This is a genomic window from Methylobacterium sp. WL119, from assembly GCF_008039875.1.
In the GTDB taxonomy this organism is placed as follows: Bacteria; Pseudomonadota; Alphaproteobacteria; order Rhizobiales; family Beijerinckiaceae; genus Methylobacterium.
This window is the reverse complement of record NZ_VRUU01000180.1, coordinates 1-4,549: the sequence shown is the minus strand read 5'-3', so window position 1 is coordinate 4,549 and position 4,549 is coordinate 1. Positions and strand designations below refer to the sequence as shown.

At 62.2% G+C, this 4,549-nt stretch carries 4 protein-coding genes and 1 pseudogene; 3 read left to right on the top strand and 2 right to left on the bottom strand.

The window, feature by feature from the left end; all coding sequences use genetic code 11:
* Positions 1 to 473, top strand: a pseudogene (locus tag FV227_RS30215) (IS630 family transposase); the annotation flags it as partial.
* A 1,277-nt stretch (positions 474 to 1,750) separates the two neighbouring features.
* On the opposite strand, the gene FV227_RS27835 reads toward FV227_RS30215, so the two are convergent.
* Together FV227_RS27835 and FV227_RS27830 are read right to left on the bottom strand one after the other, a co-directional pair.
* The gene (locus tag FV227_RS27835; protein ID WP_147727881.1) at positions 1,751 to 2,170 is read right to left on the bottom strand and encodes a hypothetical protein; all 420 of its coding nucleotides are present in this window, start codon (positions 2,168 to 2,170) and stop codon (positions 1,751 to 1,753) included.
* 296 nt (positions 2,171 to 2,466) lie between these two features.
* The gene (locus tag FV227_RS27830; protein ID WP_147860403.1) at positions 2,467 to 3,024 is read right to left on the bottom strand and encodes a MucR family transcriptional regulator; all 558 of its coding nucleotides are present in this window, start codon (positions 3,022 to 3,024) and stop codon (positions 2,467 to 2,469) included.
* Positions 3,025 to 3,218: 194 nt separating this feature from the next.
* Here FV227_RS27830 and FV227_RS27825 point away from each other — a divergent pair, with 194 nt between their 5' ends.
* Together FV227_RS27825 and FV227_RS27820 are read left to right on the top strand one after the other, a co-directional pair.
* Positions 3,219 to 3,416, top strand: a complete 198-nt coding sequence (locus FV227_RS27825; RefSeq protein ID WP_147860402.1) for a hypothetical protein — start codon at positions 3,219 to 3,221, stop codon at positions 3,414 to 3,416.
* Positions 3,417 to 3,661: 245 nt separating this feature from the next.
* Positions 3,662 to 4,171 carry a MucR family transcriptional regulator gene (locus FV227_RS27820; protein WP_348642510.1) on the top strand — a complete coding sequence of 170 codons (510 nt, stop codon included), beginning with the start codon at positions 3,662 to 3,664 and terminating at the stop codon, positions 4,169 to 4,171.
* Positions 4,172 to 4,549 lie beyond the last annotated feature (378 nt).

Below are 4,549 nucleotides of genomic sequence, written 5' to 3'. Positions count from 1 at the left end.
GCCCAGACCCACGACTATACCCGTCACGGCACGACGACACTGTTTGCCGCACTCGACGTCCTGGCCGGTACCGTGCTCGGCCGCTGCATGAAGCGTCACCGAAACGGCGAGTTCATCCGATTCCTCAACGCCGTGAGGCCACCGTCCCGCCCGGCAAAGTGATCCACGCCATCCTCGACAACGTCGCCACCCACAAACATCCGAAGGTGCGCGCCTAGCTCGCCCGCCACCCGCGCTGGATTTTCCACTTCACCCCGACCTCGGCCTCCTGACTCAACGCCGTCGAGGGCTTCTTCTCGGCGCTCACCCGGCGTCGGCTGCGGCGAGGCTCCTTCACCGGCGTCGTCGACCTGCAAGCGGCCATCAATCGCTACATCGCCGAGCACAACCGGAGCGCCAGACCCTTCATCCGGACCAAACCCGCCACCGATATCCTCGCCGCCGTCAGCCGAGGCCCTGAACCATCCGTCTGAGTCACTCCACTAGGTCAGTTCGGCGAGGTGCCGGACGGATTCGCCGAGAGCCTACAAGGCGGATAGGGCTCGGTCACTAGCGCACAGATTATTGAACAAAAACGACCGCGCGCACGTTTGGTCTTAGTATCAACGTGCCGGTATTGGCGCAGCGTGAGGAACATTTATGTCGATTAAAACACTCGTACTCGCCGCCTCGTTCACCTTGGCGCTGTCCGGCGCCGCGCTCGCACAAGCAACTGGCCCCTCGGGCACGACCGGAACTGGGATGGGGACCAGCAGCACTGGCGGTTCAACCACCGGCCAGCCGAAGGAACTCGCTACCCCGGGCGGCGCGAACGCCGGCGGCGGCACGGGCTCTACCCCGATGACGGCCCCGGGAGCGAACGGGGTGAGCACAGGGACCGGTGCGCCGGGCGCTGGCTCGTCGGGCATGAGCAGCCCGTCGACAGGCGCCGCCGGAGCGCGCTGAGCGTTCGTCGCGACCGCGTTGAGCGCGTTACGCTCAATGCCTACGAGTTCGGCCCCGCCATCCGATCACTGACTGGCGGGCGCCTACTACCTTACTCCGCCATGATGGCGATGAGGGAGAAGGAGCCGGCAAGCGCAAAGGTGCTCGCTACGAGAGACGCAATCAGGAGCATGGGGAAGCCTCAGCCGCCGAAAGGCGACGCTTCCTCAACCCATAAGCTCCAACCCGGTTGCAGATGGGGGACTGCTAGGGCGGCGAAATTCGCCCATCCTTAATCCCCGCCATCATCCCCGGCGGTATCGCTGTCACTGCCACCGAACAACCAATCGAGCGCTCCGGCTCCGACTTCGCCGGCTGCATCCCGCTGCTGACCGCTCAAGCGCGGTTCGGGATGCTCGGCCCGCACGTCGGCGAACCATAGGCGCGCGAGCTGATCAAGGGCCTCATCGGTGAGGAGCGTTCTATCGTGAGGTGGCATTTGAAGGTTTCTTGGACGGTCGGACGGTTCGGCCCCGTCCCGATCTGCTCACGGGACAGGGGAACCTCGGATCCTACCAGAGAGGCCGATACGCAACATGGCTTGGAGTAGGATGGCAGCACCCGGTTAGGGCCTCATCAAAACTATAAGCGGCGCGGCGTGCCACAATGGGGCGCTAAGTTGCGAGTTAAGCAGTATGACAATTGTTAGATCGTACGATCCGTTGGCGAGTTTCTCAGATATTTATCTGAAATAAGACAGCAAAAAGCCCGACCGTTTTCTAACCGATCGGGCCTTCATACTTTTAACCACTAAGCAGAACTTATCTCAGTAGCCGTACCCGTAGGGTCCGTAGCCATAGCGATAGAGCGGACGGCGATAGCCATAGCCGTAACCGCCGTATCCTACCGGGGCGTAGTAGCCGTCGTCATAGCCGTACCCGTAGCCGCCGTACCCGCCATAAAGGCCGCCTGCTGCAAGGCCGAGCCCAACCCCGAGACCGAGGCCCCCAAGGCCATAACCATAGCCGCGACCATAGTACCCGCGGCCATAACCACCGCCGAACCTAGCACCTCGGAAGCCGCCGCCGAACCCGCCACGACCAAAGCCACCACCACGAAACCCACCACCGCCAAAGCCGCCACCACCGTGGAAGCCACCGCCGCCGAAGCCACGGGCATCAGCGCTCGCGGGCATGAAAGCGAGGGCAGCAACAAGCGCGGTCGATGCGAGTGCAAGTCGTTTCATCAGGATGATCTCCTACTTAAGCAATCTGCTAGAGTAACGCGACCACCCATTTATGCGATCCACGCAGGATCCTGACGCATTGTCGCGTTTTCTTGTCCGAATGTTTCTGACGAAAATTCGCACTTGACCACGGGGAGATGAGCCGTAGTCGAGCGCTACATTGCCAGGAATCAAGATGGGGGGTCAGGGCCCGGCCGTGTTGCTGATTTAACCTCCTTGCCGCTCGGGTGTTCCGAGCGGCAGCCGACGCATGGTAACGGGTGTCAGAACGCGCCATGCCGAGGCGCCGAGCGGCGTCAGGCCGTCTCGGTGGCCTTCTTCCGCCCACGCGCCTTAGGGGCTGCCTCGGAGGCCTTAGCGGCCTTGGGCTTCCCCTTGGAGGTCTTGGGCGCCTCAGCAACCGTCTCGTCGGCAGCGGCGGCCATGGGGGCTGCCTTGCGCCGCTGCTGGCCGAGGCCGAGAGACCGTGCCAGCTCGGACCGCTGAGCGGAGTAGCTTGCGGCGGTCGAGGGATAGTCCGATGGCAGGCCGTAGCGCGCGCGGTAGGTCTCCATCGTCAGGCCGGCTTTAGTAACGTGGCGCTTGAGCGTTTTGTACCGCTTGCCGTCGATAAAAGAGATCAGCGCGTCCGGCGTGATCGACTTGCGGACCTGTGCCGGTGTCGGCTTCTCAGGGCCAGCGGGCTCGGCGGGCACCCCGTTCGCAAGACCGGCAAAGGCCGCGTGAACCGAAGCGATCACGTTCGCCAGTTCGGACACCGGCACGTTGTTGTTCGACACGTAGGCCGCCACGAGGTCGGCGGCGAGTTCGATGAAATTGGTCGATTGAGTTTCGAATTGTTCGTCCAAGGCCATATCCTCCACAAGAGCAGGCCTACTGCTCTACACGCTCCGCCGGATCGTCAAGTGATAGCTTGGCGGAAAATACTGAAGCCGATTGGGTATCCTCATAAAACTGTGAGAACACCCCCAAAGCACGTTCACGCAGGAACTTGGCATGACAGTCTCTGTTCCGGCTCGACGGCATGACGCCGTGGAAAGCCCTATCCATGAACAAGCTCATCCTCGGCGCGACCCTGACACTTGGCCCCTTGCTCAGTCCGAACACGGGCAGCGTCGCGGCGCCAGGCGACGGTCTCGACCCCAACGCCTCGGCGACCGGCAACAGCAACCAGGCCGCCATGCATTGCAACGCCCGCGCCGGCAGCATGATAAGCCGCTGGACCGGCGGCATGCGGATGATATAGCAGCGTGTCCAGCACTGCGATGCATCTCTTATTTGAGTTAAACTAGGAAATGACCTAGAAAGAACCTACCCGGATGTCGACACCAGCTAAAAGCATCTCGCTCGACGCCGTCGCTTCCGCGGAGCGATGCGCGAGAAACTGGGGCCGCCCATAAGGACGCTCCGACTCCGACCTACCGTTGCGATTGCCAAAGCTATTCAATCTTTGCGGCATGAATGCATAACACAAACGACCCATGCGTTCTATTGACGCGCGAGACTTGTATTAGCTTTTATATCGGCGATACTGTTTTGCATCAAAGCCGAAAGAACAATCCGATGATGCACAAAAATCAATCACAAAGCGCCGATACGGTTGCGCTGGCCAGCAAACTTGTGATGGCCTACGTCTCAAACAATCACATGCCGGCAACGGAGCTTCCGGCATTGATCAGCACCGTTCATGCAGCCCTCAATGGTATCGCCAGCGGGACAGCCACCGGTGGTGCCAGCGTTTCGAAAAAGGAAGTCGCCTTTCCGACACCGGCAGAGATCCGCAAATCGATCCGGCCCGACGGGCTGGTCAGCTTCATCGACGGCAAGCCCTACAAGACCCTCAAGCGTCACCTGACCGGTCACGGGCTCGGCCCGCAAAGCTACCGCAAACGCTTCGGCTTGCCGGCCGACTACCCCATGACCGCAGCGAGTTACTCCGAAAAACGATCGGCCCTCGCGCGCGAGCTCGGCCTAGGTCGGCCTGGCCGCATGGCTGCCTGAGGGGGCCACAGAGCCCGCCGCTAGACCGCGGCGGGCTTAGGGGTGGCTCAACCGGCCCCGTAGCCGCCTTTTGAGTTGCTAGAGCCGGTCGACGGCGGCTTCCCATCATAGCCGCCACTCTCGGGCGCACGATCCGGCTTCGGATTAGGCAGCCCGGGAGAGGTGGGACCCGCGCTCTCGGCCGGAGGCGCCGGTGCCTTCGCGGGATCGAGCGGATGGCCAGGCGGTAGGGTGCCGATCGCCTCTGTCTTAGAGCGCCTAACAGAACGGCACCCTGAGCGTTGATGTGCGTTGGTGTTTCATGGCCCGCGCACTTCTTCCCGACGATCTCTGGGACGAGATCGCCCCGCTGCTTCCGCCTCCCCGACCCCGTCCGAA